The organism is Hoeflea sp. (genome assembly GCF_039975035.1).
Classification (GTDB): Bacteria; Pseudomonadota; Alphaproteobacteria; order Rhizobiales; family Rhizobiaceae; genus Hoeflea.
Map to the genome: position 1 here is coordinate 1 of NZ_JBDWHW010000034.1, position 26292 is coordinate 26292.

A 26292-nucleotide genomic window follows, 5' to 3' on the forward strand; every position below is an offset into this window, starting at 1 on the left:
GCCAATAGGCGCCCGCCACCTTCATCAGCTTGAAGGCGGTACCGATCTGCCCGGTCGAGGCCATGTGCGGTCCCCGGCACATGTCGGACCAGTCGCCCTGCCGGTAGATCTTCAGATCCTCGTCCGACTTGATCGATTCGATCAGTTCGACCTTGTAGCCCTCGCCCTTTTCCGCAAACACCCGCCTCGCCTCATCGCGCGACCAGACCTCCTTGGTGAAAGGCTTGTTGCGGGCGATGATCTCTTTCATCTTTTTTTCAATCACCGGCAGATCTTCCGGCGTGAACGGCTCGCTTTTGGCGAAATCGTAGTAGAATCCGTTCTCGATCACCGGACCAATCGTCACTTGCGTGCCGGGAAACAGCTCCTGCACCGCCTCAGCCATCACATGGGCGGCATCATGCCTGATAAGCTCCAGCGCGCGCGGATCGGTGCGGGTGACGATTTCCAGCGCGCCATCGCGGACCGGATCGCTCAGATCGGTGAGGTCACCGTCGAGCGCAATCGCAACAGCCTTCTTGGCCAGCGACTTGGAAATCGATTCGGCAACTTCGCGACCGGTCGTGCCAGCCGGATATTCGCGTTTCGAGCCATCGGGAAAAGTGAGGGATACGGCAGAAGCCATGACAGTCTCTCCTTGGTCCAGTCCCGCCTACGAACGCGGGTGGTTGAGTGGATATGGGTTGCGCGGAGGCGTTTACGCGATTTGCCGCGGTGCATCAAGTATCCGCATTCTGCCCGGCCCTCATCTCGTTGGCAAACCAGACGCGTCTGGTTGATGTAGGCCTAGTTTGCGTTGCCGCAACGGTGTCCGACTGAGGCAAACCGCCACGGCGCCCACCATACATATCGCGAATCCAGCGTTTCGGGCACATTGTCGATGCCGTGAGTTCCGCCCGGACCGCAGCGGCCCACCCGGAACAGCGCCATCCATCCGCCCTTCCAAATTCCATGCCGGGCGATCGCCTCATAGGCATATTCCGAGCAGGTCGGCAGATGGCGGCAGGAATTGCCGATAAAACCGGACAAGGTAAGCTGGTAAAACCTGACCAGTCCTGTCCCCAGGAGCCGACCTGGTGTCTTTGGCCAAGGTCCGCTCCAGTTCCGGCCAGCCGAACGTGGTGCGTTCAAGCTGCGTCTTCCTCGGACTTGCGTGCCTCGATCTGGTCGAGACAATCAGTGACGGCATCGAATGTCAGCAATGTCGAGGCGTGCCGCGCCCGGTAATCGCGCACCGGCTCGAGGAACTTGAGGTCGGCGAAGCGGCCTTCCGGAGCCGGGCCGTTTTCCTTGAGCATCTTGCGCATGATTTCACGCACCTCGCGCAGTTCGGTCGCACTGGCGCCGATGATATTGCGCGCCATGATCGACGACGATGCCTGTCCGAGCGCACAGGCCTTGACGTCATGGGCGAAGTCGGCGACCCGGTCGCCATCCATTTTAAGCCAGACCTTGACCTTCGATCCGCACAGTTTCGAGTGCGCTGACGCTTCCGCATCCGCGTCCTCAAGGGTGCCTATACGGGGAATATTGCCGGCGAAATCCAGGATCCGGGCATTGTAGACTTCATCAATCATCGGTTCGGACCTTTCCCAGTAACGGGCCTTGGCGTTCGACCTGCGGCAAGAGTTGACGGGATCGCATCTCGACGCGCAGCTAATGATGACTATATAGTGTGTGTCAGGCGTTCGGCAAAACCTGTTTGCAACGTACTGAGGGAAACCGTGCCGGAGGGCCCCGCCCGAAAGCCCCGGAACCCGATGGACATGGAATGCGGAGTGTACCGCATCGCTGTCCGTGTCGTGGTCCGTTCGAACACTGGAAGCATAAGGGGTGCAACACCCCACGGAGACCGCGAGCATGGATGCCATCGTAAGCAATCTGTCTGACAAGGACAAAGACAACCGCCCCACCCAGGCCGAAGCCGAGGCAGCGGTTCAGACCCTTTTGCGCTGGATTGGCGATGACGTGACCCGCGAAGGCCTGAAGGACACGCCAAAGCGGGTGGTCAATGCCTACAGGGAACTGTTCTCGGGCTACTCGCAGGACGTGGAAGAAGTGTTGGGCCGCACCTTTGAAGAGGTCGCAGGCTACGACGACATCGTTCTGATCAAGGACATTCCGTTCTTCTCCCATTGCGAGCACCACATGGTGCCGATCATCGGCAAGGCGCATGTCGCCTATCTGCCCGACGGCAAGGTTCTCGGGCTGTCGAAGATTGCCCGTGTCGTGGAAATTTTCGGCCGCCGCCTGCAGACCCAGGAAACCATGACCTCGCAGATCGCCCATGCGATCGACGAGACCCTGCAGCCACGCGGCGTGGCGGTGATGATTGAAGCGGAGCATATGTGCATGGCGATGCGCGGCATTCAGAAGCAAGGCTCGACAACCATCACGACGACCTTTACCGGCGCCTTCAAATCGGATCCGCACGAACAGGTCCGCTTCATGACATTGATCCGGGGTTGATTTCAAACCCCGCCCAACAGGCAATCCCATGACCACGAGCACCAACGCAGCAAACGACGCCAAGGCCGCGCTTGAAGAAGGCGCGGCGCTCACTCCGCGCTACGATGCCAACGGCCTGATCACCGCCGTGGTCACCGACGCCCGTGACAATGAGGTGCTGATGCTGGCCCACATGAACGCGCAAGCCCTGAAACTGACCCTGGATACGGGAATCGCCCACTACTGGAGCCGATCGCGCAACAGCCTTTGGAAGAAGGGCGAAACTTCCGGCAATCTTCAGACGGTCGACGAAATCCGCATCGACTGCGATCAGGACGCGGTTGTGCTCAAGGTGCGTGTCAGCGGCGCCGACGCCACCTGCCACACCGGTCGCAAGTCGTGCTTTTATCGCAAGATCGTCACCGGAAATTCGGGGTCACCACGGCTGGAAGCCGATTCCGAGCCGCTTTTCGATCCGGCAACCGTCTACACCGACCACTGATTCACATCGCGCAAAACCGGGCAGCTTTTTTTTGCGAAAACCACGTGCAAAAACAAAGAATTGACGCTAGTTGCCTGTGTCGGCTTGGATGTGGCGCGCAGGCGCACCATGTTTCATTTCGGCACGGTTGATTTATTCCTTCACCATTTTGAAACCGAATGGTGGTCTCATCCATTATATACTGGAGAGGATTGTTCGGCGGAAGGAAAGCATGCATGCTGAACTGGAACATGAACAGGACGAACGCCGCTGACGTGTCTGACGCGACGGCTCCGATAAGCCACATTCCCGCGCCCCCTCCGTTGACGCCCACGATTGGCAATATGAACTTCGCCGCCCCACAAAAACCTCGTATCGCCCTGGCTCTGGGCGGCGGCGCCGCGCGCGGCTGGGCCCATATCGGGGTTCTTCGCGCGCTGGACGAAGCCGGCGTCGAGGTCTCGATGATTGCGGGAACCTCGATCGGCGCCCTGGTTGGCGGCTGCTACCTTGCCGGCCGGCTTGATGAACTGGAAGCCTTCGCCCGCAGCCTGACCATGCGACGTATTGCCGGGCTCCTGGATTTCGCCATCGGCGGCGGCGGCCTGTTCGGCGGCATGCGGTTGAATGACCGCATGCAGGAGCACCTTGTCGGCGTCAACATCGAGGATCTCGACCGCACCTTTGTTGCCGTTGCAGCCGAACTCAACACCGGCCACGAAGTCTGGATATCCTCGGGATCGCTGATCACCGGCATTCGCGCTTCCTACGCATTGCCCGGCATTTTCGAACCGGTTCGCTGCAACAACCGCACGCTGCTGGATGGTGCGCTGGTCAATCCGGTGCCGGTATCGGTTTGCCGCGCCCATGAACAACCACTGGTCGTTGCGGTGAACCTGCATTACGACCTTTACGGCCGCTCGGCGGTGATCAAGCATACCGCGAGCGAGCCGGTTCCCGATGACGCCGGCGGCGAGAGGCGCAAGAAGCCACGCGAAAGCCGGCTCGGCATGACGTCCGTCATGGTTCAGGCCTTCAATATTATCCAGGACCGGATTTCACGTGCGCGTCTTGCCGGTGATCCTCCGGATCTGTCGCTGCATCCCAGACTGGCCGATATCGGCCTGTCGGAATTTCACCGCGCCAGTGAAGCCATAGACCGGGGCTACCAGGAAGCTTCCGCCAAGCTCGGCGAAATCACCCGCATGCAGGCGACACTCAGCCCGCTTTGACAGATCCCGCCTGCGGCCCGGAAAAAATCAGCTTGCGATATAAGCCTTGATTTCCTCGGCCTCGCGCTCAACATCCTCGATCCGGCGGCGCACCACGTCGCCGATCGAAATGATCCCGACCAGCTTCCCATCCTCTTCCACCGGCAAATGCCGGAAACGCCCATTGGTCATCAGTTCCATGACCTGGTTGATCGAGTGTGACTGGCCGCAGGTTTTCACCTTTGACGTCATGATTGCCGAGATCGGGGCGGACAAGGCGTCGGCACCCTTGCGCGCAACGGCGCGGACAATGTCGCGTTCCGAGAGAATGCCCTCAATCCTGCCGCCGGCGCCGGTGACCACAACCGCACCGATCTTGTTGTCCGCCAGGAAGCGCACCGCCTCTTCCGTCCCCATCGACGGGCTGACGGTAACGACATTGCGTCCCTTCTGATCGAGAATTTGTTTAACAGTCATGCAGTCCTCCTTCCGCAAGATTGCCGCGTCCGCCCAAACCAGGGACGATACCGCATCCAACATCCATGGTGCGCTGGAAGCCCTCCGTTTGCAAGTGTCTGGATTGGCGGTTCGCTTCACAGTTGCGAACCGATTCTTACATGAACCGGCCTCAATCGCCGGACTGACCGGGCTCAGGTGTGCCGAATCGGATCAAACAGCGAAAACGCCAGAAAGCCGAACAGAAAACCGCCGACATGGGCTTCCCAGGCAATCGCCGAATCCGCGATGCCGAACGAAAACCCGACCGCAGTGAGCAGATTGATCCCGAACCACACCGCCAGGAACGCGACAACGGTGCGGTTGCTCAGGGAGTGAACAATTGACAACCTTGGATTGAGATGCGCCTGGTCGCGACGAAACCCCCTCCCGGGCCCGAAGGCAAACCTGGCGGCAGCGCCCATCAAGGCGGAGACGACACCCGAGGCGCCGATCATGATAGTCTGGTCACTCCAGTGAAAGACCAGGAAAAGAGCAGCTGACGCCAGTGCGCTGCCAAACCAGAATATCAGGAACCGCAGCCAGCCGATCCTGCGGGCGACGATGGAGCCAAAGGCCGCCAGCCAGAATGAATTGAGCGCCAGATGGGCATAGCCGCCATGCAGCAGCGAATAGGTGAGCGGCGACCAGAAATAGGGACCGGCCTGCCCCGCGACCGGGACTGAATAGCGCTGTGGAATGAACGAACCCTGCAAAATGATTTCAAGGACGGCCTTCTGCGGCAGCAGCGAATCCATCGCCACCTGAATAGCCACCATCACCAGCAGCATTGCCAGCACAACATTGGGAATATTGAAAAACGGCTCGTGACCCGGACCAACCGGTCCGGCGCCTCTTGGCTCAGGTGCTTGGGTCATTGCGCAACTGCTTCCTTCTCAGGACATATTCCATCCAGGCGAGGAGTAGAGCCCGCCTCACCCACTGGCAACCGTCGTCAGTACAAAAAAAAGCCGCTCGCAAGAAGCGAACGGCCGGTCGAGTCCCCTCGTCCATAATTGTGCTGAAGGACATTCCCTTCGTGAAGCGATGTCCAAAGATGCCACGATACCGCGTATCCGGCAATCGAAACCCAAAATTAACCTTAATGGCGCGGCCGTGGCATGGTTTTCGCTTCGATACCATTACATCGTCTTTACGGCTCCGGCTTGTGCCAGATTGGCGCAAAACCAGGGTCGCGAGCGAATTCCGGCTATAGGGATGGCATCGAAATGAAACACAAGAACAGCCTTGAGCTCTTCGAATACTGGACAACCAGGCGCGGCGCGCGGGCCGCGCCAAACCGCACGGACATTGAGCCGGCCGATATCCGGGCTCTGCTTCCCCATGTCTTCATCTGCGATCTGACCAGTGACAATCAAATGAGCTTCAGGCTTGCCGGAACAGGCCTGTGTTCGCTTTGCGGACGTGAACTGAAAGGTTCGGCATTTGGTTCGCTGTGGCTCAACGATGGTGTCCGTAACGCGTCTCGTACCGGCGTATCGGTAGCTTCCCGGGCCACGCCGGCGGTGTTGTCGCTCGATTGCCTGACCACAGGCGGACGCGTGGCACAGGCCGAGATGCTGCTGCTGCCGATTACCGGCCCCACTGGCGAGCATGACCGGCTAATTGGCGTCTTGTCCTTGTTCAAACCGCCCTTCTGGGTCGGTCACGATCCCCTTGCCGGCTTCTCCACCACCGGGATCCGTTTCATTGATTCGTCACGAGAGCCGGTGTTCCTGGCCAACCGCCCGGAAATAGGACTTTCTTCCGCCGCCAGGGTTTTGCAAGCCCAGGCTCGGCCCGAAACACGCAAAGTGGCGCATCTGGTCGTGCTCGAAGGCGGACGGCGCGACTAACGTGCTTCCGCTACCCGAACGCTTACCCATTGTTAACAATGACGGGCTTAGGATAGCCGGTGTAATCATCGGGAATCGACAAGGCTGGTATGTTGACCGTGAACTCCGCATCTCTTTACAACGCTCCTCCCGAGGCGCCCGAGCGGCAATTTAGCCGCGTCACCATCTCGGTTCAGGGCCGGTTCATGCGCGCTGATCATTCTGAATATGATTGCATCGTCGATACCATGTCCCCGTTCGATGCGGTGATTTCCACAGCCCACCGCCCTGAAGTGGGCGAGCGCATTGTCGCCTATCTCGATTACCTCGGGCGCATTGAAGGCAAGGTGACGGAAACATCGCACCGCTCCTTCACGGTTTCGATCAATGCCACTGACCGCAAGCGCGACAAGCTTTCCGCGCAGTTGACCTGGCTTGCCAACAAGCATGAACTGGGTCTGCCGGAGGATCGGCGGCATGACCGCGTGGCGCCGAGCAATCCGGTGTCCGAAATCCGCCTTGATGACGGCCGACGCTATCCTTGCCGCATCATCGACCTTTCGGTCTCCGGCGCGGCAGTTGAAATCGACGTCCGTCCCGCCTTCGGCACGATGGTGGTGCTGGGCAACATGCGTGGCCGCGTCGTCCGTCACTTCCAGGAAGGCATCGCCATGGAGTTCATGACGATCCAGCCGGAAGAAGCCATCATCAAGCTGTCCTGATCCGCGCCCAGGCGTATCGGGCTCAAATGTTTCCAGTATTCATATCCGCATGTCGCTCCTGAAAGACGCTGTCGCGTCTTGCCCGACCTGCCTGTGACTTCACGCTCGGTCGTGTTCGCACACCCGGATGCCCGACCTTGACATGACGCATCCAGGTAGCAGCTCAAATCAATCCGTCTGAGCACCTCGACATGGACCGGTTCCCCAAGCCAGCGTAAAGACACTCCGAGCCTGCTCCCAAGCGCCGCTTTTTTCCGGCGGATGAACCAGGAGGAGTATGGCGCCTTGTCCCGGAACGAACCGTGTTGCCCAGCGACATGTCTCAAACAGCAACAACTGAATTGGCCGCAAAACCACCTGCCCCGGTTTCAGCGCCGCTTCCCGCTACGGTATCGAGGCCTGGTGAATGTGCCGGCGCGGCGGCTTATGGTTGCCAGATTCTTGCCAAAGCAAGAATAATTTTATACTAGTTTTATTATTGTATTCAGTCAATTTGATTGGAATTTTACTTAAACAAGCACTTATTTGTACTTGTGTTATTTGCTTGATCTCAAATCTTGAATGGCATTGTCTCCTCACAACGGGGAGACAAAACAATGCACAGACACACTCATGCAACCGGTAAAATCGCTGCCGCCCTCGGCCTGGTAATAGCCTTCACCACCACGGCCATGGCAGCACCGACAAATCTGGTGTCCACCGGCAAGACCAATCCGCCGATCGGGCATTTCGAGTTCTGCAAGAACTATTCAAGCGAGTGCGGTGCGCTCGGCAAGGATCAGGGCCCGATGGCACTGACGCGGAAACACTGGGCGCAGATGCTCGAGATCAACACGCGGGTCAATCAGAGCATCAAGCCCGACACCGATCTCAATATTTACGGCGTAGAGGAATTGTGGACCTTCCCGCGAACCGTCGGCGATTGTGAAGACTATGTCCTGCTCAAACGCCACATGCTGATCCAATCGGGCTTTTCGCCGCGCGATCTACTGATCACCGTGGTGCTGCAGCCCAATGGAGACGGCCATGCCGTGCTGACGGTGCGCACCGACTATGGCGATTACATTCTCGACAACATGCGCGGCGATGTCCGGCTCTGGTCCGAGACCGGCTACACCTTCATCAAGCGCCAGTCGTCCGAAAACGCAGGGCAATGGACCAAGCTTGGACCGGGATCGGCGACAAAGGTTGGTACCATCAGCAACTGATCAGACGCATCCGGACTCAAAAGCCGCGGGGGCTGTCCGGATTGCCAGAAACACCAGGCGCAGTCAGTGCGCCCGGCAACAGGTGGGCCCAGGTCGAGTCCCCATGCTTCCCCGCAACGGCCGGGCCTTGAGCCGATCCCATAGTCCCCTGGGATCGGCTCTCTTTTTGCGGAAAGCAACCGTTCGGCTGGCTTGAGCCGAAACGCGGGGGGCGCGTCAGCTGATCCGCTTGAGCCCTGCAGCGAAGCGTTTCGCATTTTTCACATAATGGCTGGCAGACAGCTTCAACATATCCGCGCTGCCCGCATCCAGCGTCCTGACCACGCGGGCCGGCGCTCCGACAACCAGCGAATTGTCCGGAATGACTTTGCCCTCGGTGACAAGCGCGCCGGCGCCGATCAGGCAGTTTTCGCCGATTTTGGCACCGTTGAGGACTGTTGCCCCCATCCCGACAAGACTGTTATTGCCGATCGTGCATCCGTGCAGAATGGCCGAATGGCCGATGGTACAGCCTTTGCCAATCGTGAGCGGGTACCCCGGATCCGTATGAAGAACGCAGTTTTCCTGAATATTGGAGCCCTGGCCAATGGTGATGGGTTCATTGTCGCCGCGCAGCACGGCGCCAAACCAGATGCCCGCGCCCTCTTCCAGAATCACCCGGCCGATCACCTGGGCGCTTTCCGCCACGAAATGGAAGCCGTCCGGTATGGTCGGTTCCTTGCCATCAAGACTGTAGATCGCCATCCCAATTCCTCTCCGTCGGTTTTGCCCTTGCATTTCGGCCAGATCGCCCGGCTGTCCCTGTGGCGTGCGAAACGCTTTCCCATCAGTGTTTAGTATCACCGGCTTCGAATTGAAACAGCATCTACAGCGCAGCGCATCCGATTGGATCCGCAAAAGACTCTGTATCTCTTTGAAATGTTCCATGGATCTGGCTTTTAGGTCAAAAGCAGGACACGCCATTGTGCCGTTTTGATCCCATGCAGTCCGTGGCCGTGCAAATGACGATTCTCGTTAGAGACAATGTACGATATCGTTCACATGACGGTTTCAGCATGGCATGGCTTACTCACGCCAGGAAAAACCCGGTGGCGAAAGCCATCTCGAGCACGATGACGCCCGAACACATTGACCAGCCGACAGCCACCAGCGCCAGCACTGTAAACAGCGGCAGCGACACCATGCCGTTGCGCCAGTTTCGAAATCCGTTGAGCAGCAGCAATCGCGGGCCGATCATCGCGGTCAGAGCCAGTTGCACGCCAATCCTGACGGGGCTGCCCGAGACCTCGTTCATCGCCGGTTCGCGCCACCCCGCCAACCGGGCGATCTCAACTGAGACCCAGGATGCGGCGAATCCGGTCGTCATGACAAAAATCGCGGAGATGATATCGAGCGTGTACATCATTGATTAACCATGCCGGGTTCAAGATTGCTGTCTATCAAGCCATCAAGCAAGCGCCGTGCCGCGGCTGGATGGTCCATTCTGGCACACACTACCCGACTGGTTGGCCATGCCCGATACGACGCCTGCACTAGAACACGCTCCGCTGCTGTCGCCCCGGTTCGTCTGGAAAATCACCGCTGTGGTGGCGGCGCTGTGCATCGTCACGCTTGCGATCGCGCTCACAGGGCGAATGATCGGAAAAACCATCTCGCACGCGGGCAATACCGCCGACACAACCCTGCATGAAATCGTCATCGGCAATGATGTTCTCAGCCTGCCGGCAAATGTGATCCGCTTTGAGAGCCAGCGGGTCTCCGGCGTCCAGAACGCCGTTGATACCTATTTCTCGTGGCCCGGAATGAACGGCTACAGCGAAGCAAGTCGCGACATCTTCAACCGGACCCGCTCGGCTGACGGGTTGATCTTCGCCCGAATCGCGCAAGCAACCATGTCCCGCGACATGTCCGGCCGGTACACACCGATTTACAAGAGATTGACAGATGGTCCGCCGGTGGCGGGTCCAAACGGCCTTGATTCCTTCCGGCTCAGATCCGGGGCCGGCTACGCCAACGAACTGATATATGTCGAACGCACCAACAGCACACGGCCTTACGCCATTCGCTGCTTGGTAGAAGAGTCCGGTTCGGAAGCCGATTTCAACACCCGAACCGGCTGCCAGCGCGATATTTCAATCGGTCAGGATCTGTCGGTAACCTACCGCTTCTCCATCGACCTGCTGCCCCAGTGGCGGGAGATCGAACGCGACGTTCGCGACCGGCTTGAAGCGGCGTTGATCAAGTAAGATCGACGTCCAGAATGGCCATCGAGAAGTTGTAGGACAAATCGCCATCCTCGTCATCACGAAACACGATGCCCAGAAATTCGTCGCCCAGGTAGACTTCCGCAGAATCATCTTTCCGCGGACGTGCCTTGATCACCATTTTCTCATTGAAAATGCGTTTGAAATAGGCATTCAGTTTGGTGATTTCATCCGGTTTCACGGTGCTCTCCTGCGCGATTTTGGTTCGCCGCGCTTTTGGCACGGACGGCGGGCTAAATCAAACCCGGCGGCGAGCTTTATGCTGAAATGCCTGGCGCATTCCGGTTGAATTGCCGGCGTCAGGACTCCGAACCCAGCAATTGATCCATGGCGCGCGATGGCTCATCACAGCCCGCGGTTCCCACCACCCGCGCCGGAACGCCGGCCACGGTGGTGTTCGGCGGGACCGGTTTGAGAACAACCGAACCGGCGGCAATCCGGCTGCAATGACCAATCTCGATATTGCCCAGCACCTTGGCGCCGGCGCCGATCAGCACGCCGTCGGAGATCTTCGGGTGCCTGTCGCCACCTTCCTTGCCGGTGCCGCCAAGCGTCACGCCCTGAAGGATGGAGACATTGTCCCCAATGGTGGCCGTCATGCCGACGACAAGCCCGGTGGCGTGATCAAGGAAGATCCCCTTGCCCATTTTCGCCGCCGGATTGATGTCGGTTTGAAAAATCTCGGAAGACCGGCTTTGCAGATAAAGCGCGAAGTCGGCGCGGCCGCGATTCCACAGCCAGTGCGCCAGCCGATGTGTCTGGATGGCATGAAAGCCCTTGAAGTAGAGAACCGGCTGAATGAAGCGCGAGCAGGCCGGATCACGATCATAAACCGCCTGGATATCGACGCGAAGCACCGAACCCCAGTCAGCCCAATCGCTGAACATTTCCAGAAACGACTGCCGCAGCAAATTGGCTTGCATGTCCGGATGATCCAGCCGTTCGCAAACACGGTGAATCACCGCTTCCTCAAGCGAAGGCTGATTGAGAATCGTCGAATACAGGAAGGCCGCCAACAGCGGATCCTGGGCAATCGATCGTTCGGCTTCCAGGCGTATGGAATCCCAGATCGGATCAATCGCCTTGAGAGATTCTCCTGCGCGCGCACCTGAATTCGCTGCCATTGCCGCCTCCGGGCTTGTTTGCAATCATAAGGAAGATAAGACACAACGCTGAAAAAACAAATGGCGGGATGAAATCGACGTGAAAAATTCCTTTGCGGACGGCGCGCTGCTGTGCGTTGCGACCCAATCCGGTATCGGTCGCCTGACCATCAACCGACCCGAAAAGCGCAACGCCCTGACCGATTCCATGTGGCGCGCCCTGCCGGAGGCACTGACCTGGCTGGTGGAAACCCGGGATGTCCGCGTGATCGTCATCGAAGGCGCCGGCGAGCGCGATTTCTCGGCTGGCGCCGATATCAGCGAGTTTGAAACCTTGCGCAAGGACGCCGCCACCGCGCGGCATTATGAGGCCGCAAACTCGGCGGCGTTCGCAGCGATCCGGAACTGCCCGGTTCCCGTCATCGCGGCGATACGCGGCATTTGCTTTGGCGGAGGCTTTGGCATTGCCGCCGCGGCTGACATCCGGCTCGCCGATGACACAGCCAGGTTTGCCATCCCCGCAGCCCGGCTCGGACTGGCTTACCCGCTCGATGCGGTTCAGGATCTGGTCAGGGCGCTGGGCGATCAGCGGGCGCGCCAGGCTTTGTTTTCAACCCAGGAAATCTCCGCCCGCGCGGCACTGGCCTGCGGCTGCCTGCTGTCGTTGCAAACGCCCGCTGAACTGGAGGCGGAAGTCTCCGCCCTCGCCTTGAAAATTGCGGGCGCCGCACCTTTGTCTGTCAGGGCGTCCAAGGCCGCGATTGCAGCCCAGCACGACGCTTCGCCCGAGACTTTCGAGACCGCCGCGAACCTCGCGGAATCGACCTTTGACAGCTCTGATTATGCCGAGGGACGCAGCGCATTCATGCAAAAGCGCCCGCCGGTCTTCACGGGACGCTGATCGTTCAGGTCCGCTTTTCGAGCGTGTCCAGAAATCCCAGGACAGCATCGTTGAAGGCATCATTGTGATCACCCGCCACCATGTGCCCGGCGCCCGACACATCTACGAATTCCGCATGCGGCACCATTTCGCGGAACTCGCGCACGGCCTCTTCCGTGACCAGTTCGGACTGTTGTCCGCGCACCAGAAGCACCGGAATGCTCAGTCCCCGGGCCGCATCAATGAGGTTTTGCTGTACCGCCTCGCCGTCGGTGTTGACAGTGCGTGGACCGTCGATGAATGCCGGATCCCAGTGCCAGCGATAGCGACCGTCATCGCCCTTACGAAGGTTTTTGGCCAGCCCGTCGAGCGACCGCGGTGGCGGACGATGCGGCAAATAGGCAGCAATCGCGGCCGCGGCCTCCTCCAGCGTCGCAAATCCCTCCCGCATCCGTTCAGACATGAACCCCTGGACGCGGCTGACGCCATCAGGGTCCATATGCGGCGTGATATCGACCAGGATCAGGCCCGAGAGCAGATCCGGACCGCCCCGGTGGGCAGCCAGCAGCCCTGAAATCCCACCGAGCGACGCGCCGACAAGAACCGGCGGCTTGCCAACCTTCGCCGTAATTTGCCGGCAAACGGCAATGGCATCCTGGGCATAGTCATCAAGAGCATAGGCCTTGTTCTCCATCCAGGCGCTGTCGCCATGGCCGCGCAAGTCAATGGTGAAGGCTGTATGACCGGAATCCGCAATGCGTCTGGCCGCACCACCCCAGGCGTGCCGGGTCTGTCCCCCGCCATGCAGAAGCAGTACCGGATCCCCGTGGATTTCGCCGCGAGGTTCATGCATGTCGCCGGCGATGCGGTTGTCTGAGTGCCCCTCAAAGACAACCGGGCTTTTCATGTCTTTCATGTCAAATCTCCGGTTTCGACATTTGCAAGGAATTCAAGCACCGCGGCTTTGAAAACCTTGTCGCCAACCGCGAGCATGTGGTCGCGGTTGGGAATATCGAGAAATTTCGCGTGCGGAATAAGCTGCGCCAGGTCTTCCGCTGACCCCGCAATCTCGTCACGGGTTCCGACACCGACCAGAACGGGCATGGAGAGGCGCGCCAGGTCCTCACGGTCGACAAGCGTCCGCGACGTGCTGATGCAGGCGGCCAGGGCGAGCCGATCACTTTTGGTTTGATCAGCAAAGGCGCGAAACATACGGCCCATCTTGTCGCTGACGTCGTCAATGGACGGCGCCCGCAACGCGGTTGCGATGGGATCCCAGTCCCCCACACCGTCAACCATCCCCATGCCGAGACCGCCAATCACCAGCGACCGGACGAGATCGGGCCGGGCTATCGCCAGAAACGCTGAAATCCGGGCGCCCATCGAATAGCCCATCACGTGAGCCGACCCGATTGACAGTGATTCGAGCAATCCGGCGGCATCCGCAGCCATGGTCTCAGGGTGATAGGCCTCGGGATCGTGTGGCTTGTCGGATTCGCCGTGACCGCGATTGTCCAGCGCAATCACCCGGTAGCCAGCCTGATCCAGGGTCTTGAACCAGCCTGGAAACACCCAGTTGACATGCGCGGTGGAGGCAAAGCCGTGGATCAGAAGAACCGGAGGCCCTTCCGGATTTCCCGCTTCATACCATGCGATATCCAGTGTGCCGGAAGTGAAACGTCCGGCCTGCAAACGGTCAAGATTCATATGATGGCCCTTTCACGTCATACCTAGCTCAATCGGCGCATCTTGCAAATATCGCACCCTGCCCCAATCGGAAATGCCCGAAGAACTATCGGCAAAGCCGCCATTTACCCGCTACACTTTTGCCAACCCAGCGTATATGGTCGGCCCAAATCAAGTTCGCCGCGACGGAGACATGCATGGCCGACCACAAAATTCCGCATTTCCAGAATGACACGGGTCATTCCGCCATCGAGATTGGCGTCAAGGAATTCATGTGCGTGGGCGCCAATCCGCCATTCGACCATCCCCACGTGTTTCTCGACATGGGTGCGGATGTTGAAAAAGTCTGCCCTTATTGTTCAACACTCTACAGGTACAATCCGGCGCTTCGTGCTGACGAAACGGTTCCTGCGGGTTGCACGTGGAAGTATCAGGCGGCCTGAGCCAGGGCATTTCGCAAGGCTGGCCGGGAGAGCGCAATGTCTGCCCAGAACATCACAATTGTCGGGGCCGGCATGTCAGGGCTCGCAGCCGCGCTTGCCTTTGCCCGCGATGGCCATGAAGTGGACATTGTCGAACAGACCGGTACGCTCAGCGAGGTAGGTGCGGGACTGCAGATTTCGCCCAATGCGAGCCGTATCCTGATTGAGCTCGGCCTCGGCGATCAGTTGGCAGCGTCGATGATCTGCCCCGAGCAAATCAGCCTTGTTTCCGGTCAATCCTTGCGCAAGATCACCCATGTGCCTTGCGGGAAATTTGCCGCAGATCGTTGGGGGGCGCCCTATGGCGTGATGCATCGCGCCGATTTTCAGGCAATCCTCCTTGATGCCGTCAACGCCGACCCGAATTGCCGGCTGCATCTTGGCCAGCGAATCGAAGTCGCGGATATCGCGTTTCTTCACGATCGCCTCGGCCAACCGGTTCCCGCGCTGATCGTCGGCGCCGACGGGGTTTGGTCGCAAACCCGGCGCCTGGTTCCCGGTTCCTCAACTCCGCGCTTTTCCGGGCAAGTGGCCTGGCGTTTCAGAATGCCGGCCGACATCGCAACATCGATTGTCAACCCGCGCAACGTGACCGCGTTTCTGGGACCAGAGACCCATCTGGTAGCCTATCCGATCGAAGGCGGCGCCGCCATCAACATGGTGGCGATCACCAGGGGCACTGATCCAGGACAAACCTGGGCGGAACGCGAGAACCCGACCGACCGCATCAAATTGCTCGACGCTTTTGGCGACTGGCATCCGGATCTCGTCTCGCTGTTGCGCGAAGCGCCACAGATGACCTGGTGGCCGCTGTTTGAAATCCCCGATGGCCGCTGGAGCAATGACACAGGCACGGTGCTGATCGGCGACGCCGCCCATGCCATGACGCCTTTTGCCGCCCAGGGCGCGGCCATGGCAATTGAAGATGGCTTTGAACTTGCCCGCATCTTCTCGGATGCGCAAACCGGCATGCTCCAGCAAGCCGTTTCGGATTACGAAACCCGGCGCCGGATTCGAATAGGCCGGGCCCGCAAGCGCGCCGCGTTCAATCAATTCGCCTATCACGCTCGCGGCCCGATCAGGCTCGGGCGCGACCTGGTGCTCGCGCTCAGGCGTCCCGAGAGCCTGGCTGGCGACCTCGACTGGCTTTATGGCTACCGTGCATCCGGACTGTAATCAAACCGCTGTTCGCGATTGTGCAGCTCCAGGCTCAAGGTCAGCAACAGGGGCAAAGGCGTCCACCATCCGGTTTTCAGTCCCGCCTGTCTGAGCATCGCTCCGGTCCAGACATTGCAACCCGCCAATGCGTTGAACAGGCCGTCCGCCTCATAAAACAGATCATACTCGCCATATTGCGCATCCGGCACGACTTTGCGTTGCCCGTCCTGCGCCATTGCGAAGCTTGCCAGCACCGATTGCACCAGCCGGTCGAAGGAAACCTCGTCAAGCTCGAGCGTCGTGACTGATGGATGGTTCCGGTCGATAGTGCCGCCGAGCCCCATATGCATGACGGACCGGTCAACTGTCATCGCCTTGAAGACCGGGCCGGGCTTGAGCTCAGACCATGTCGGGGTCTCGATGTAGAAGCTGCGGCCACCCCACCCCGCGATAATGTAATCAACACCGGGCTGGGACGGATCGAGCCCGTCGTCTGCCATGAAGCCAAAGCGTTCCACCAGATCGGCGCTGGCAGGCAGTGCCAGATCCGTATGGATCGCCGACGACAGCATCAGAACCGTGCGGACAGCCGGCGAGGCTGATGAGTCCGCCGCCGCGTCAGCAACGACAGGTGAGGACACAAAAATCGGTCTCGGGATCAACACCCCGAGACCGATGGCAACAGCCGGAAGCAGGAGAGCCCCAAGCAGAATGCGAACCCCGCGAAACCGGCCCCTGAGAGTTTTCAAGGACAAGTCTGCCAAATCCCTAATGCAGGATCTGGCTCAGGAACAGCTTGGTGCGTTCATGCTGCGGATTGTCGAAGAATTCGGCCGGTTCGTTTTCCTCCACGATTTGCCCCTGATCCATGAAGATCACCCGGTTGGCGACCTGCCGCGCAAATCCCATTTCGTGGGTCACGCACAACATTGTCATGCCTTCCTCGGCAAGGCCGACCATGGTGTCGAGCACTTCCTTGATCATTTCCGGGTCGAGCGCCGACGTCGGTTCGTCAAACAGCATGATGCGCGGGTTCATGCACAGCGACCGGGCAATCGCCACACGCTGTTGCTGACCGCCCGATAGCTGACCCGGGTATTTGTTTGCCTGTTCGGGGATTTTCACCCGCTCCAGGTAATGCATGGCGATTTCCTCGGCCTTTTTCTTCGGCATCTTGCGCACCCAGATCGGCGCCAGGGTGCAGTTTTCGAGGATGGTCAGGTGCGGGAACAGATTGAAGTGCTGGAACACCATGCCAACTTCACGGCGAACTTCATCGATCTTCTTGAGATCGTTGGTCAACTCGATGCCGTCGACAAGGATCTTGCCCTTCTGGTGCTCTTCCAGCCTGTTTATGCACCGGATCATCGTCGATTTGCCGGATCCGGACGGACCGGCGATCACGATCCGCTCGCCACGCATCACCTTCAGATTGATGTCACGAAGCACGTGGAATTCACCGTACCACTTGTTCATGCCGATCAACTCGATGGCGACATCGGTTTCCGACACCGTCATTTTCGATGGACCAGTGTCCTGTACTGCGGCTGCGTTACCATCAGACATGGTTGTATTCCCCTGTTATCGTTTGTGGCCAGTGTCGAGACGCCGTTCCATATAGGCGGAATATCGCGACATGCTGAAGCAGAAGATGAAAAAGATGAAGGCGGCAAAAACAAAGCCTGTCGCCGGTGTTGCGGGTGAAATCCAGTTCGCATCATTCATGTTCTGCGAAACAATGCCCAGCAGATCGAACAGACCGATAATCAGCACCAGACTGGTATCCTTGAACAAGCCGATGAAGGTGTTGACGATGCCAGGAATGACCATTTTGAGCGCCTGCGGCATGATCACCAGACGTGTGCCCTGCCAAAACGTCAAGGCCATGGCATTGGCCGCCTCGTATTGCCCCTTCGGAATGGCTTGCAATCCACCACGGATCACCTCGGCCATATACGCCGATGAGAACAGAGCCACACCGATAAGCGCACGTAGCAATTTGTCGAATTGCACCCCATCAGGAAGGAACAATGGCAGCATCACCGATGACATGAACAGAACCGAAATCAGCGGTACGCCACGCCAGAACTCGATGAAGATCACGCAGAACATTTTGACAATCGGCATTTCCGACCGTCGTCCCAGTGCGAGCAGAATACCCAGCGGCAAGGAGACCACAATGCCGACGATTGCGACAACCAGCGTCACCAGCAATCCGCCCCAAAGCGGGGTTTCCACCGGCTCCAGCCCAAACTGGCCGGTCAGCAGGATGAAGGCAGCGATCGGAAAGACGACGAGCAGATAAAACGCGTTCTCACGCTTGTAGGGCACCGAGGGAATGGCGATTGGCACCAGGCCCGCAATCAACAGCAAGCCTGACAGATTTACGCGCCAGCGCTCATCCACCGGATATCGCCCGTATATGAACTGACCGAACTTTGCTTCAACAAAAGCCCAGCACGCACCAACCTCAGGCCCGAGGCAGGCTTCCCGGTTTTCACCGGTCCAGACCGCATTGATAAACGCCCAATTGATGATAGGCGGCAAAAGCCACATCAAAAACAAAACTGTCAGGATCGTGAGCACTGTATCGCGCGGAGAGGCGAACAGGTTTTGTTTCACCCAGCCGACAATACCACCCGTCGCCACTGGCGGCGGTAAGCTCGGAGAGTCCTCAGTGCGAACAAAACCAATTGATTTGGAATGACCAGCCATGACTCAGCGCTCCACCAATGCGACTCTGGAATTAAACCAGTTCATGAAGCTCGAAGTGAGCAGGGAAATGAGCAGATAGACCAGCATGATGATCGAGATAGCTTCAACCGCCTGGCCTGTTTGATTGAGCACGGTACCGCCAACCATGAACAGGTCGGGGTAACCGATAGCCACAGCCAGCGATGAGTTTTTCGTCAAGTTCAGATACTGACTTGTCAGAGGCGGTATAATCACCCGCATGGCCTGCGGAACGATCACCAGTCTGCTCGTCAGATTTGGCCTGATGCCCAATGCAAATGCTGCTTCGGTCTGGCCGCGAGACACTGCCAGAACACCCGCGCGGACAATTTCGGCGATGAACGACGCTGTGTAGAGAGACAACCCCAGTAACAAGGCAAGGAATTCAGGCAAGAGCACCCAACCGCCGACCAGATTGAAGCCTTGAAGACTGGCATATTCCAGGGACAGCGGCCTGCCCGTGACAAAAAAAGTCACCACGGGAAACAAGATGACCATCGCAAGTCCGGTCAATAAAACCGGAAACTGTTGGCCGGTATTCATCTGTCGCTTTTTCGACCATCGAGCGATGAAAAACCAGAGGATCAACGCGAGCGCCAAAGCATAAAAAATGAAATCAGAACCGGTTTCGGGAATGATTCGTGGCAGATAAAGGCCTCGATTGTTGAGCGAGAATGCCATCTCTTCCCCGGGTACATGCCCGGCTGCGCGCGGCGAAGGCAAGATCGACAAGACCGCCTTGTACCAAAACAGAAGCTGAAGCAGCAAAGGGATGTTGCGCAGCGTTTCCACGTAAACAGTGGCAAACTTCTGCACCAGATAATTCTTGGACATTCTGGCAAGACCAACCACAAAGCCGATCATGGTGGCAAACAAAATGCCAATCATCGAAACCACGAGAGTGTTTGAAATGCCGACGAAAAAAGCGCGGGAATAACTGCTGTCATTCGAATACGGAATAAGAGTTTGACCTATATCCACGCCGGCGCGATCACTCAAAAACCCGAAGCCCGAAGCAATTCCCTGCTTTGCCAAGTTGTGGATCGCGTTCGAAATGCCGAAATACACCAGTACCGCAACGACTACAATCAACACTGCCTGGAAGAAAAGGCCACGCGCCTTGGGATCATATATCAATGATACGCGACCAGAATCATCAGCGTCCGAAGAGACGCCGTCTAGTTGAGCCATGTCTGTCCCCAATTATTGTCCGGACCTTGTGGCCGGATCGTTATTAAGCCTGTCGACGTTGCGCCAGTCTTTTGGTCTTATTCCAATAGATCAGAGGAAAGGGCGGGCCCCGGTAGGAGCCCGCCCAAACACTATTGCCAGTTAGCGGATTGGCGGAGCGTACTGCAGACCACCCTTCGACCAGAGCGCGTTCACGCCGCGGCCAATCTTGAGCTGGGTCGATTCACCAACGTTGCGCTCAAACACTTCGCCGTAATTACCGACCTGCTTGACCACATTGTAAGCCCAATTGGCATCAAGACCGATGGATTCACCAAAGTTGCCTTCCTTGCCAAGAAGACGCATGACGTTTGGATCCGTCGACGCGGTCATCTCGTCCACATTGGCGGATGTGACGCCCATTTCTTCAGCGTTGACCATGGCAAAGTGAGCCCACTTGACGATCGAGAACCACTGATCGTCGCCCTGACGAACAACAGGACCAAGCGGCTCCTTGGAGATCACTTCCGGCAGAACCATGTGCTCATCCGGAGCAGACAGGCCGAGGCGGATCGAATACAGACCCGACTGGTCGGTGGTGTAAACGTCGCAACGGTTGGCGTCGTAGGCGGCATTCACCTCTTCAAGCTTTTCAAACACGACCGGATTGTAGGTCATGTCGTTGGCCTTGAAGTAGTCGGTGAGGTTCAATTCAGTGGTGGTGCCGGTCTGCACGCACACCGATGCGCCCGAAAGCTGCAGCGCGGAATTCACGCCGAGCGACTTGCGCACCATGAAGCCCTGTCCGTCATAGTAGTTGACGCCTGCAAAGTTGAGGCCCAGCTGGGTGTCACGGCTCATTGTCCAGGTGGTATTGCGCGAAAGCACATCAATTTCACCCGACTGCAGAGCGGTGAAACGCTCCTTGGCCGAAAGCGGGCTGAATTTCACAGCCGTGGCATCACCGAAAACCGCAGCTGCAACACCGCGGCAGAGATCAACGTCCATACCGGACCAGTCGCCCGCGTCATTCGGTGCGGAAAAACCGGCGAGGCCGGTGGAGACACCGCACTGGACGAATCCCTTTGCCTTGACGTCATCCAGCGTCGCGGCGGAAGCTGCTGCGGCTCCCATGCCTGCAACGGCAGCGACACCAACGACCGCCGACAAAATCTTATTGTTCATTTGATACAACCTTTTTTTCTGTTGCCCTGTTTAAGGTGCGACGAAAACGGCGGGGGCAATGTTTTCACCCCTCTACCGATGTCTTCTGCACCTTGTTATACCATTCCGAAATCAACCAAGGGTCAAGCCTTCAATGCCTTAAAATCGACAAGCCTGCGAAATCGGGGCAAAACGCCTCCAAAAACGGCGAGATCCCAAGGAATGCGAGAATCGCTCCGAAATCTCACTGCATATAATTTTCGAAAGCAACCAATATGCCACCCATTCATGGGGATACGATCATATTCCGTTAACCCTGCATGGAAATCAAAACAGCAATCACACCGGAACTCAGCAGATGACAAAGACTACACGCCTCTCGCCCAACGGAATAAACACCCGCCTGGCCCATACCGGCCATGATCCGGAAGATTTTTTCGGCTTTGTCAATCCGCCGGTCGTCCATGCCTCCACCGTGCTTTTTCCCGATGCGGCGACGATGGTTTCCCGCAACCAGAAATACACCTACGGCACCCATGGAACGCCGACCACTGATGCGCTCACATCGGCAATGGATGAACTGGAAGGGTCTGCGGGAACCGTTGCGGTCCCGTCAGGCCTGGCAGCGGTAACACTGCCATTCATGGCCGCGCTCAGCGCTGGCGATCATTTGCTCGTTGTCGATTCGGTCTATTCACCCACCCGCAATTTTTGCGGAGGTATGCTTGCGCGTTTCGGGATCGAGACCACCTATTACGACCCTTGCATCGGCGCCGGCATCGAGAGCCTGATTCGCCCCAACACCAAGCTGGTGCATACCGAGGCGCCTGGGTCGAACACGTTCGAGATGCAGGATATTCCGGCAATCGCTGAAGTCGCGCACGCCCACGGAGCTCTGGTGTCGATGGACAACACCTGGGCGACGCCGTTGTACTTCAAGCCGCTCGACCATGGCGTCGATATTTCCATCCACGCCGCCACCAAATATCCCGCGGGACATTCGGACATCCTCATCGGCACGGTTTCGGCCAACGAGGCCGCCTGGCCCGCCATCACCAAGACGTTCTCGATGCTCGGCATCTGCGCCGCTCCGGACGATGCTTACATGACATTGCGCGGCTTGCGCACAATGGGCGTAAGACTGGCCCGTCACCAGGAAAGTGCCCTGACGATCGCCCGGGCGCTCGAGGACATGCGCGGCGTCGCAACAGTGCTGCACCCTGCCCTGGAAAGCTTTCCCGGCCATGAAATCTGGAAGCGTGATTTCGGCGGATCGAGTGGCATATTTTCGATCGTGCTTGACGTGGCCGACCCCGCGCGCCGGCAGGCAAAAGCCCACGCCTTCCTCGATGCGCTGCAGATATTCGGTCTGGGCTATTCCTGGGGCGGGTATGAAAGCCTGGCCGTGCACGCCAATCTGTCCGACCGGACCATCGCCATGCCGCCAGAGCAAGGCCCGGTCATCAGGCTGCAGATCGGCCTCGAAGATGTCGAGGATCTGATGAGCGATATCGAGCGCGCCCTGGCTGCGGCCAATGCCACCTGATCCAGCGTGACAAACCGCCACCCGTTCAGCTGACCGGGTGGCACACTATAACAACCGGCCAACTCCGGTGCATCGCTTGTTGTTCACAGACCGGCCCTTGGCAGCGTGATGACAAATCGCGCGCCGCGCGGCACCGAGGCATCGAGAACAATTTTGCCGCCGTGGCTTTCCGCGATCCTTCTGCACAAAGCCAGACCCAGGCCGGAACCGGGATATTGCTTTTCATCCCGGTGAAGGCGTTTGAACACGCCAAAAATGTTTTCCGCCTGTTTGGGATCTATTCCTATGCCGTTGTCCGTAACGGCAATGAAAACCACCGTATCCTGGGTTTGAACATCAACCCGGACTTCCACCGGCGTGCCGGCAGTCCTGTACTTCATCGAATTGGCAAACAGGTTTTGTAGAAGCTGGATCATCAGATTTCTGTCAGCAAGAATCTCGGCGTCGACCTCGTTGGTCAGGCGCGCTTCGGCTTCAATGGCATTGATGGCGAGATTGTTCCACGCAACCGCGACAGCCTCGGACAATTTGAACGTCGTCGGGTTGGTCGACAGGTAAGCCAGCTGGGAATACTCCAGCAGGCTCGAAACCATCTGTTCCATCGCCCTTCCACGATCTGAAATATGGGAAGAAAAGACCTCGAGTTCGTCAGTTTTGCCGCTTCGCAAATCTTCCGCGATCATGTCGGAGAAAAGCCGGATCTGCCGCAATGGCGCCTTCAGGTCATGGGAGACAATACCGGCGAACTGCTCCAGCGCATCGTTTCTCGCCGCCAGTTCCAGCTTCTGGCGCGCAATTCGCTCGCGCGCCTGATAGCTTTCGGTAATGTCGCGGCCAACCGAAACAAGCTCTCTGGGCATGCCGTCTTCAAACACCATGAGGTTGGTCCATGAGTACCAGTGCAGCTGCCCGGCATGGTCCCGCATCTGCCGTTCCATGGTCTTCATCGGTCTCTCCGGGGTGAGCCCGGAAATCTTCTGCAACACCTCGGGACGCACGTCCGGTGGAACGAAGTCCAGGAACTTGCACCCGATCAAATCCTCCGGCTTGCACCCGTTGAACCTGGCATAGTTCTCATTGACATAGGTCAGCGTTGTATCGGGAGCGGCGCGGCTGATAATATCGGGAAGACTGCGCACCAGCGTCTCGAATTCCGATTGCTTGCGCTCCAGCGCAGCCTCGATTTCGAGACGTTCGGTAATATCTTCGCCAAACGACAGGAACACCGTTTCCGGCGCTTCCTCCATGCGCTCTATTCGAACCCTGCAAACATAGATCGTTCCATCCTTGCGCCTGTGCCGCGTGTCAAGGGACAAGACCTTGGCTTTGCCGGAGAGCAGTGGTTTCAACCTTTCACTGAGTTCGTCCGGTGAAAAATCCGCGTTGAGACGGCGCGCATCCAAACTGCGCAATTCGTCCATACTGTACTGCAAATTGTCGCGCGCCGATTTGTTGGCGTAGATAATGGATCTGTTTTTCGGGTTGACCAGATAGACTTCCTGCGCAACGCCGTCGAGAATAAAACCAAGTCGCTCCGCTTCGGATTTCGCGCGCATGAGGGCCGTCACATCAGCCCTCATTCCGACGCGATAATTATCCGCGGTAACCCGGTCCTCGACTTGGATCCATTTATTCGGGTTGACCTGCAGTACAAACGGCGCAACCGGATTGTCGTGCTTTGCGAGACGCTGCTCGATCCAAGCCTCGCGCAATGCCGGCGTGCTGCCCGCCTCGGGAAACTGATCCGTCTCGATCGCCTCACGGAGCATTTCCTCGAAAGTCTTTCCAGGCTGGATGACAGGGGTGAAGGCCGCATGCATGTCGCGATAGGCATTGTTGCAAAGTACAAGCCTGTCGGCCTGGTCAAAAATCGCAAAGCCGTACGACACGGAATCCAGCGCGGATTTGAGGAATTGATCGGAACCAAGCTGTTCAGCCAGGCCGCCGGAGGGCGTCTCCAGTTCGCGGATGATCATCAACGCTCCGGTTGGCGGCGTATCATTGTCTGAAAGCAGTCTTCGGCTGATTTCGACCGAAAGAGCGCGACCATCCTTGCCGTGCAAGCTCGCTTTCCGGCGAAACCAGCGGTTTTTATCCTCAGAGGCGGATGACTTTTCCGCAGGGCCAAGATTATCGTTCCGGCAAATGCCAAGCACCGCCAGGTCCATTCCCAGAAGTTCGCGCTGAGCGTATCCCAAGGCGGTTGTGGCAGCCGGGTTGGCGGCAACAATGATCCCGTCGCCGTTGGTTACAAGAACCGGATCCGGATAGGTTTCATAGCTTTCATTTATCACAATATCGGCTGAGAATGGCATATCAGGTCAAGGGCCATGTGAGCCGACTCACGGTCGCCTCATGTAAAATCTTCCGCGCAACTGTCGGAAAGCGGATCGCGGGTGTATTCCGAGATGATGAACGAGATTGCCGTTCTGTCGATTTCATCCTTGCCGATGCGGAAGTCGGCGCCGAATTCCGGAAACTGCTGAAAATAATTACCACTGATGTCGGAAGAGATGATTCCGATTGGACCGATAAAACCGGCTTCACGTAATTGTGGCGCGGTTTCTCGGAAATCATTGTTCGGCACCAGGTGGTTGTCGAGAAACACGATATCAATGTCACCGGCCTTGACGCAATCGACTGCGGAAGCGATGTCGGCGACATACTCCAGTTCGATGGGCGAACCCTCGACCTTCGAAAGTGTCCGCCGCAACAGAACTTGCTCGGCCGGGTCATCGTCAACCAGCAAGATCTTCACGGGATAACCGGTCTGGTCAGAGTTCATTGCAAATCCCTCAGGTGATCAAGCCGCTGCGCAATGCCGATGCCACCATCTGGGCCCGGTTCACGACATGCAGCTTCCGCAAGACAGCGGCGATATATGAATTAACGGTATGCTCGGACAGACCAAGAATGATGGCGATTTCGGCGGACGTCTTGCCCTCGGAGGTCCAGCGGACAATGTGGGTTTCACGCTCGTTGAGCCCACTGACCGAATCGAGCGATAGGATCACGTCGAAATAGCGCTGAAAAATCAAGGATGCGTCGAGCCCGATCAAGGCCAGGGTTCCGTGGTCGGGCTGATCCGCGTCACCGAATATAATCAGGCAATAGCGTTTGGCGGCAACAGTGTGCAGTGGGATCACAATCGCCGTTTTTGCGCCGCTGGGGCCGACCAGGTCAGACGCATCAAGCCGCAAATCCATCGAAAACGGTGCTGTCCAGTGTTTTGACTGAACGACAACAGGATCGGTGCTGCCCACTGATCTGCCGCTTGTTTTGGCAAACCAGGAATCAGGCAGATTGTGCAGGCAATGAGGATGCTGAAGATTGATCCCCTCCTCATCGGGAGTGATTTCCGAAAGAACAAAATATTGACAACGCTGATTGACGCTCAGCGACTTGAGCAACCGGAAAAAATCCATCCGGTTAACAGCGCGGTCCAATTCCGGGCCAAGATGATAGGCGGCTTCCGGCATCAACATAGCGCCTCTTTCGAATCAGTTATCATGGCAGACACATAGCACCCCATGAAGTGGAGGCGTCAACAACAGAGCATCTCTGTGCCAGGGCAATCGGGTGAAGAAATGCGTGACAAAGGGGTAATAAGCTGAATCTGTCGTGATCCTCTGATTTGGAAGGAGGACGACGATGGATGATGTGGTGGTGGAGTGTGATGCGGTTGGCGAAGCGGTTGTCTTTCTTC

At 57.9% G+C, this 26292-nt stretch carries 31 protein-coding genes; 11 read left to right on the top strand and 20 right to left on the bottom strand.

Translation table 11 applies throughout. The features are described 5' to 3' along the window. From ABJN75_RS02560 to ABJN75_RS02570, 3 genes are all read right to left on the bottom strand, one after another. On the bottom strand, positions 1 to 625 hold a 625-nt coding region (locus ABJN75_RS02560), incomplete at its 3' end, for a TGS domain-containing protein (RefSeq protein WP_348436555.1). Positions 626 to 786: 161 nt separating this feature from the next. Continuing rightward, positions 787 to 1131, bottom strand: a complete 345-nt coding sequence (yidD, locus tag ABJN75_RS02565; RefSeq protein ID WP_348436557.1) for a membrane protein insertion efficiency factor YidD — start codon at positions 1129 to 1131, stop codon at positions 787 to 789. Then, entirely contained in the window at positions 1128 to 1577 is a 450-nt protein-coding gene (locus tag ABJN75_RS02570; protein ID WP_348436559.1) for an iron-sulfur cluster assembly scaffold protein, read from the bottom strand. Before ABJN75_RS02570 ends, yidD begins: the two co-directional genes overlap by 4 nt. Positions 1578 to 1860: 283 nt before the next feature. On the opposite strand from ABJN75_RS02570, the gene folE reads away from it, so the two are divergent. From folE to ABJN75_RS02585, 3 genes are all read left to right on the top strand, one after another. Further along, positions 1861 to 2469, top strand: a complete 609-nt coding sequence (gene folE, locus ABJN75_RS02575; RefSeq protein ID WP_348436561.1) for a GTP cyclohydrolase I FolE — start codon at positions 1861 to 1863, stop codon at positions 2467 to 2469. 28 nt (positions 2470 to 2497) lie between these two features. Continuing rightward, the gene (gene hisI / locus ABJN75_RS02580) at positions 2498 to 2950 is read left to right on the top strand and encodes a phosphoribosyl-AMP cyclohydrolase (protein ID WP_348436563.1); all 453 of its coding nucleotides are present in this window, start codon (positions 2498 to 2500) and stop codon (positions 2948 to 2950) included. Positions 2951 to 3165: 215 nt separating this feature from the next. Further along, complete coding sequence (locus ABJN75_RS02585) at positions 3166 to 4161, top strand: patatin-like phospholipase family protein (RefSeq protein ID WP_348436565.1); 996 nt, start codon at positions 3166 to 3168, stop codon at positions 4159 to 4161. 27 nt (positions 4162 to 4188) lie between these two features. On the opposite strand, the gene ABJN75_RS02590 is transcribed toward ABJN75_RS02585, so the two are convergent. Together ABJN75_RS02590 and ABJN75_RS02595 are read right to left on the bottom strand one after the other, a co-directional pair. After that, positions 4189 to 4617 (bottom strand): CBS domain-containing protein, encoded by a 429-nt coding sequence (locus ABJN75_RS02590; RefSeq protein WP_348436567.1) that lies wholly within the window; start codon positions 4615 to 4617, stop codon positions 4189 to 4191. Between the two features lie 173 nt (positions 4618 to 4790). Continuing rightward, positions 4791 to 5513, bottom strand: a complete 723-nt coding sequence (locus tag ABJN75_RS02595) for a rhomboid family intramembrane serine protease (RefSeq protein ID WP_348436569.1) — start codon at positions 5511 to 5513, stop codon at positions 4791 to 4793. A gap of 351 nt (positions 5514 to 5864) precedes the next feature. Between ABJN75_RS02595 and ABJN75_RS02600 the strand changes: the two genes are divergently transcribed. The 3 genes from ABJN75_RS02600 (at position 5865) to ABJN75_RS02610 (ending at position 8400) form a co-directional block, all read left to right on the top strand. Then, entirely contained in the window at positions 5865 to 6491 is a 627-nt protein-coding gene (locus tag ABJN75_RS02600; protein ID WP_348436571.1) for a PAS domain-containing protein, read from the top strand. 98 nt (positions 6492 to 6589) lie between these two features. Continuing rightward, the gene (locus ABJN75_RS02605) at positions 6590 to 7192 is read left to right on the top strand and encodes a PilZ domain-containing protein (RefSeq protein ID WP_348436573.1); all 603 of its coding nucleotides are present in this window, start codon (positions 6590 to 6592) and stop codon (positions 7190 to 7192) included. A gap of 596 nt (positions 7193 to 7788) precedes the next feature. Further along, a complete protein-coding gene (locus ABJN75_RS02610; RefSeq protein ID WP_348436575.1) occupies positions 7789 to 8400 on the top strand; it encodes a transglutaminase-like cysteine peptidase in 612 nt (203 codons plus the stop codon). Positions 8401 to 8616: 216 nt separating this feature from the next. Here ABJN75_RS02610 and ABJN75_RS02615 read toward each other — a convergent pair whose 3' ends face one another. Both ABJN75_RS02615 and ABJN75_RS02620 read right to left on the bottom strand, forming a co-directional pair. Then, positions 8617 to 9144, bottom strand: a complete 528-nt coding sequence (locus tag ABJN75_RS02615; protein WP_348436577.1) for a gamma carbonic anhydrase family protein — start codon at positions 9142 to 9144, stop codon at positions 8617 to 8619. A gap of 325 nt (positions 9145 to 9469) precedes the next feature. Beyond that, on the bottom strand, positions 9470 to 9805 hold the full coding sequence (locus tag ABJN75_RS02620) for a hypothetical protein (protein ID WP_348436579.1): 336 nt from the start codon (positions 9803 to 9805) through the stop codon (positions 9470 to 9472). Positions 9806 to 9911: 106 nt separating this feature from the next. Here ABJN75_RS02620 and ABJN75_RS02625 point away from each other — a divergent pair, with 106 nt between their 5' ends. Continuing rightward, complete coding sequence (locus ABJN75_RS02625) at positions 9912 to 10646, top strand: hypothetical protein (protein WP_348436581.1); 735 nt, start codon at positions 9912 to 9914, stop codon at positions 10644 to 10646. Here ABJN75_RS02625 and ABJN75_RS02630 read toward each other — a convergent pair. Together ABJN75_RS02630 and cysE are read right to left on the bottom strand one after the other, a co-directional pair. Continuing rightward, the gene (locus ABJN75_RS02630) at positions 10639 to 10845 is read right to left on the bottom strand and encodes a DUF3126 family protein (RefSeq protein ID WP_348436583.1); all 207 of its coding nucleotides are present in this window, start codon (positions 10843 to 10845) and stop codon (positions 10639 to 10641) included. The genes ABJN75_RS02625 and ABJN75_RS02630 overlap by 8 nt on opposite strands. 118 nt (positions 10846 to 10963) lie before the next feature. Then, positions 10964 to 11788 carry a serine O-acetyltransferase gene (gene cysE, locus ABJN75_RS02635; protein ID WP_348436585.1) on the bottom strand — a complete coding sequence of 275 codons (825 nt, stop codon included), beginning with the start codon at positions 11786 to 11788 and terminating at the stop codon, positions 10964 to 10966. Between the two features lie 79 nt (positions 11789 to 11867). On the opposite strand from cysE, the gene ABJN75_RS02640 reads away from it, so the two are divergent. Next, positions 11868 to 12668, top strand: coding sequence for an enoyl-CoA hydratase-related protein (locus ABJN75_RS02640; RefSeq protein WP_348436587.1), 801 nt, complete (start codon positions 11868 to 11870; stop codon positions 12666 to 12668). Between the two features lie 4 nt (positions 12669 to 12672). Here the strand turns inward: ABJN75_RS02640 and ABJN75_RS02645 are convergent, their stop codons facing one another. After that, complete coding sequence (locus ABJN75_RS02645; protein ID WP_348436589.1) at positions 12673 to 13563, bottom strand: alpha/beta hydrolase; 891 nt, start codon at positions 13561 to 13563, stop codon at positions 12673 to 12675. Further along, on the bottom strand, positions 13560 to 14354 hold the full coding sequence (locus tag ABJN75_RS02650) for an alpha/beta hydrolase (protein ID WP_348436591.1): 795 nt from the start codon (positions 14352 to 14354) through the stop codon (positions 13560 to 13562). Before ABJN75_RS02650 ends, ABJN75_RS02645 begins: the two co-directional genes overlap by 4 nt. Before the next feature lie 176 nt (positions 14355 to 14530). Here ABJN75_RS02650 and ABJN75_RS02655 point away from each other — a divergent pair, with 176 nt between their 5' ends. Together ABJN75_RS02655 and ABJN75_RS02660 are read left to right on the top strand one after the other, a co-directional pair. Continuing rightward, the gene (locus tag ABJN75_RS02655; protein ID WP_348436593.1) at positions 14531 to 14776 is read left to right on the top strand and encodes a zinc-finger domain-containing protein; all 246 of its coding nucleotides are present in this window, start codon (positions 14531 to 14533) and stop codon (positions 14774 to 14776) included. Positions 14777 to 14812: 36 nt separating this feature from the next. After that, positions 14813 to 15991 carry an FAD-dependent monooxygenase gene (locus ABJN75_RS02660; RefSeq protein ID WP_348436595.1) on the top strand — a complete coding sequence of 393 codons (1179 nt, stop codon included), beginning with the start codon at positions 14813 to 14815 and terminating at the stop codon, positions 15989 to 15991. On the opposite strand, the gene ABJN75_RS02665 is transcribed toward ABJN75_RS02660, so the two are convergent. The 5 genes from ABJN75_RS02665 to ABJN75_RS02685 form a co-directional block, all read right to left on the bottom strand. Next, positions 15970 to 16722, bottom strand: coding sequence for a TIGR02117 family protein (locus ABJN75_RS02665; protein ID WP_348436597.1), 753 nt, complete (start codon positions 16720 to 16722; stop codon positions 15970 to 15972). The genes ABJN75_RS02660 and ABJN75_RS02665 overlap by 22 nt on opposite strands. A gap of 19 nt (positions 16723 to 16741) precedes the next feature. After that, on the bottom strand, positions 16742 to 17539 hold the full coding sequence (locus tag ABJN75_RS02670) for an amino acid ABC transporter ATP-binding protein (protein ID WP_348436599.1): 798 nt from the start codon (positions 17537 to 17539) through the stop codon (positions 16742 to 16744). A gap of 15 nt (positions 17540 to 17554) precedes the next feature. After that, positions 17555 to 18688 (bottom strand): amino acid ABC transporter permease, encoded by a 1134-nt coding sequence (locus tag ABJN75_RS02675; protein WP_348436601.1) that lies wholly within the window; start codon positions 18686 to 18688, stop codon positions 17555 to 17557. A gap of 3 nt (positions 18689 to 18691) precedes the next feature. Next, a complete protein-coding gene (locus ABJN75_RS02680; RefSeq protein WP_348436603.1) occupies positions 18692 to 19897 on the bottom strand; it encodes an amino acid ABC transporter permease in 1206 nt (401 codons plus the stop codon). A gap of 141 nt (positions 19898 to 20038) precedes the next feature. Beyond that, positions 20039 to 21061 (bottom strand): amino acid ABC transporter substrate-binding protein, encoded by a 1023-nt coding sequence (locus ABJN75_RS02685; protein WP_348436605.1) that lies wholly within the window; start codon positions 21059 to 21061, stop codon positions 20039 to 20041. A gap of 337 nt (positions 21062 to 21398) precedes the next feature. Here ABJN75_RS02685 and ABJN75_RS02690 point away from each other — a divergent pair, with 337 nt between their 5' ends. Continuing rightward, complete coding sequence (locus ABJN75_RS02690) at positions 21399 to 22586, top strand: cystathionine beta-lyase (protein ID WP_348436607.1); 1188 nt, start codon at positions 21399 to 21401, stop codon at positions 22584 to 22586. 83 nt (positions 22587 to 22669) lie between these two features. Here the strand turns inward: ABJN75_RS02690 and ABJN75_RS02695 are convergent, their stop codons facing one another. The 4 genes from ABJN75_RS02695 to ABJN75_RS02710 form a co-directional block, all read right to left on the bottom strand. Continuing rightward, the gene (locus ABJN75_RS02695) at positions 22670 to 24901 is read right to left on the bottom strand and encodes a PAS domain S-box protein (RefSeq protein WP_348436609.1); all 2232 of its coding nucleotides are present in this window, start codon (positions 24899 to 24901) and stop codon (positions 22670 to 22672) included. Positions 24902 to 24939: 38 nt separating this feature from the next. Then, the gene (locus tag ABJN75_RS02700; RefSeq protein ID WP_348436611.1) at positions 24940 to 25371 is read right to left on the bottom strand and encodes a hypothetical protein; all 432 of its coding nucleotides are present in this window, start codon (positions 25369 to 25371) and stop codon (positions 24940 to 24942) included. Between the two features lie 10 nt (positions 25372 to 25381). After that, complete coding sequence (locus ABJN75_RS02705) at positions 25382 to 26071, bottom strand: LuxR C-terminal-related transcriptional regulator (protein WP_348436613.1); 690 nt, start codon at positions 26069 to 26071, stop codon at positions 25382 to 25384. 22 nt (positions 26072 to 26093) lie between these two features. Continuing rightward, positions 26094 to 26292: hypothetical protein (locus tag ABJN75_RS02710; protein WP_348436615.1), on the bottom strand; the 199-nt coding region annotated here is incomplete at its 5' end.

Excerpts from the sequence above, each read along its gene's own strand:
- ABJN75_RS02570 (WP_348436559.1), bottom strand. The coding sequence starts at position 1,577 with ATGATTGATGAAGTCTACAATGCCCGGATCCTGGATTTCGCCGGCAAT.
- folE (WP_348436561.1), top strand. The coding sequence starts at position 1,861 with ATGGATGCCATCGTAAGCAATCTGTCTGACAAGGACAAAGACAACCGC.
- hisI (WP_348436563.1), top strand. The coding sequence starts at position 2,498 with ATGACCACGAGCACCAACGCAGCAAACGACGCCAAGGCCGCGCTTGAA.
- ABJN75_RS02585 (WP_348436565.1), top strand. The coding sequence starts at position 3,166 with ATGCTGAACTGGAACATGAACAGGACGAACGCCGCTGACGTGTCTGAC.
- ABJN75_RS02590 (WP_348436567.1), bottom strand. The coding sequence starts at position 4,617 with ATGACTGTTAAACAAATTCTCGATCAGAAGGGACGCAATGTCGTTACC.
- ABJN75_RS02595 (WP_348436569.1), bottom strand. The coding sequence starts at position 5,513 with ATGACCCAAGCACCTGAGCCAAGAGGCGCCGGACCGGTTGGTCCGGGT.
- ABJN75_RS02600 (WP_348436571.1), top strand. The coding sequence starts at position 5,865 with ATGAAACACAAGAACAGCCTTGAGCTCTTCGAATACTGGACAACCAGG.
- ABJN75_RS02610 (WP_348436575.1), top strand. The coding sequence starts at position 7,789 with ATGCACAGACACACTCATGCAACCGGTAAAATCGCTGCCGCCCTCGGC.
- ABJN75_RS02615 (WP_348436577.1), bottom strand. The coding sequence starts at position 9,144 with ATGGCGATCTACAGTCTTGATGGCAAGGAACCGACCATACCGGACGGC.
- ABJN75_RS02620 (WP_348436579.1), bottom strand. The coding sequence starts at position 9,805 with ATGATGTACACGCTCGATATCATCTCCGCGATTTTTGTCATGACGACC.
- ABJN75_RS02625 (WP_348436581.1), top strand. The coding sequence starts at position 9,912 with ATGCCCGATACGACGCCTGCACTAGAACACGCTCCGCTGCTGTCGCCC.
- cysE (WP_348436585.1), bottom strand. The coding sequence starts at position 11,788 with ATGGCAGCGAATTCAGGTGCGCGCGCAGGAGAATCTCTCAAGGCGATT.
- ABJN75_RS02645 (WP_348436589.1), bottom strand. The coding sequence starts at position 13,563 with ATGAAAGACATGAAAAGCCCGGTTGTCTTTGAGGGGCACTCAGACAAC.
- ABJN75_RS02650 (WP_348436591.1), bottom strand. The coding sequence starts at position 14,354 with ATGAATCTTGACCGTTTGCAGGCCGGACGTTTCACTTCCGGCACACTG.
- ABJN75_RS02655 (WP_348436593.1), top strand. The coding sequence starts at position 14,531 with ATGGCCGACCACAAAATTCCGCATTTCCAGAATGACACGGGTCATTCC.
- ABJN75_RS02660 (WP_348436595.1), top strand. The coding sequence starts at position 14,813 with ATGTCTGCCCAGAACATCACAATTGTCGGGGCCGGCATGTCAGGGCTC.
- ABJN75_RS02670 (WP_348436599.1), bottom strand. The coding sequence starts at position 17,539 with ATGTCTGATGGTAACGCAGCCGCAGTACAGGACACTGGTCCATCGAAA.
- ABJN75_RS02675 (WP_348436601.1), bottom strand. The coding sequence starts at position 18,688 with ATGGCTGGTCATTCCAAATCAATTGGTTTTGTTCGCACTGAGGACTCT.
- ABJN75_RS02680 (WP_348436603.1), bottom strand. The coding sequence starts at position 19,897 with ATGGCTCAACTAGACGGCGTCTCTTCGGACGCTGATGATTCTGGTCGC.
- ABJN75_RS02685 (WP_348436605.1), bottom strand. The coding sequence starts at position 21,061 with ATGAACAATAAGATTTTGTCGGCGGTCGTTGGTGTCGCTGCCGTTGCA.
- ABJN75_RS02690 (WP_348436607.1), top strand. The coding sequence starts at position 21,399 with ATGACAAAGACTACACGCCTCTCGCCCAACGGAATAAACACCCGCCTG.
- ABJN75_RS02695 (WP_348436609.1), bottom strand. The coding sequence starts at position 24,901 with ATGCCATTCTCAGCCGATATTGTGATAAATGAAAGCTATGAAACCTAT.
- ABJN75_RS02700 (WP_348436611.1), bottom strand. The coding sequence starts at position 25,371 with ATGAACTCTGACCAGACCGGTTATCCCGTGAAGATCTTGCTGGTTGAC.
- ABJN75_RS02705 (WP_348436613.1), bottom strand. The coding sequence starts at position 26,071 with ATGTTGATGCCGGAAGCCGCCTATCATCTTGGCCCGGAATTGGACCGC.